The organism is Lunatimonas lonarensis (assembly GCF_000390185.1).
GTDB lineage: Bacteria > Bacteroidota > Bacteroidia > Cytophagales > Cyclobacteriaceae > Lunatimonas > Lunatimonas lonarensis.
The window spans coordinates 1-1,257 of the sequence record NZ_AQHR01000006.1; the positions used below are offsets into that span (position 1 = coordinate 1).

3 protein-coding genes are annotated in these 1,257 nt (G+C 57.5%); all 3 read left to right on the top strand.

The window, feature by feature from the left end; genetic code table 11:
* The first annotated feature begins 27 nt into the window (after positions 1-27).
* Positions 28-324, top strand: a complete 297-nt coding sequence (gene tnpA / locus ADIS_RS00555; RefSeq protein ID WP_155906969.1) for an IS66 family insertion sequence element accessory protein TnpA — start codon at positions 28-30, stop codon at positions 322-324.
* Between the two features lie 3 nt (positions 325-327).
* Entirely contained in the window at positions 328-681 is a 354-nt protein-coding gene (gene tnpB, locus ADIS_RS00560) for an IS66 family insertion sequence element accessory protein TnpB (RefSeq protein ID WP_010852277.1), read from the top strand.
* 70 nt (positions 682-751) lie between these two features.
* Positions 752-1,257, top strand: a 506-nt coding sequence (locus tag ADIS_RS00565) for a hypothetical protein (protein ID WP_035804145.1), incomplete at its 3' end; no start/stop codon positions are given.

Here is a 1,257-nt window from a genome sequence, read left to right on the forward strand (position 1 = left end):
GGGTAAATGGTTTGGATCTTTGCGGGCATGATAGATCCACAAACTGTTTCCCCGAGGGATTACTACCGTTCCCTGTATGAAGACTGGAAGGCCAGCGGCGTTTCGGTCGGCGTATTCTGTCGGCAGGCCTCGGTCAAGTATGCCACTTTCCGGTACTGGTCCAAGAAGTTCGCCCGGGAAGGGCACAACGTTCCCGGGTTCACCGAGCTGCGCATCAACGGAGCCGAACCCGCACCCGTTGCGGTGCTGAACTTTCCAAACGGGGCCAGCATTTCCTTTGCCCGTCTGCCGGATAGCGGCTGGCTCAGGGAACTGATCGGATAACCGATGCTGTCCCTTTCCTCTTCGGCACGTTACTTTCTTTACCGGCAGCCAGTGGACATGCGCTGCGGGATCTATTCGCTGGCCGGCCTGGTCCAGAACAACCTGGGCCTGGACCCCCTTTCGGGCGACGTGTTTATCTTTATCGGCAAGCGCGGCAACCAGCTGCGCCTGCTCCAGTGGGACGGGGACGGGTACGCCCTGTACAGCAAACGGCTGGAATCGGGCACTTTCGAACGCCCCACGGGAGGCAGGCTGCTGATATCCTCCCGTGAACTGAGCTTGGTGCTGCAGGGCGTGAAGCTGGCCTCCGTGCAGCTCAGAAAGCGGTATGAAAGGAGGGTCTGTCCTTTAAAATAACCGATAAAATATTATGAAAAAATAGCCCTTTTTACGCTGTCAAGTCACTTTTTATCTTTATTTTTATATTATGTACACAGCCGATCAGGACTATAAAGCACTCTACCTGGAAAGCCAGAAACAGCTGGCGGAAAGCAGGCGCCTGCTCCTGGAGACCGAGTACAAACTCCAGCTTGCGCTCATGGACGCCGCCGAACTGCGGGCCAGGAGGTTCGCCTCCGGGCAGTCCGACAACCGGGTCACCGGGCAGCTGGGACTCTTCCCCCTGGGCGCATCCGAAGCCGATGTACTGGCCTCCGAAAAGCTCACTGCCCAAGAGGCCGAACAAAACAACCTGGAGCAGGACATGCAGGGAAACAGGCGCGTGAAGGCCGCCGCCCGACGCCCCCGCATGGCGTTTCCGGAAACCCTGGAGCGCGAGGTGGAGATCATAGATCCTTCCCGGGATCTGGAAGGCTACAAGATCATCGGACAGGAGGAGAAGGAGATATTGGTAATGGTGCCCGCCAGTTTCAAGGTCCGCAGGATCATCCGCAGGAAGTGGGCCCTTGCCGACCCTTCCAAAACAGACCAAAA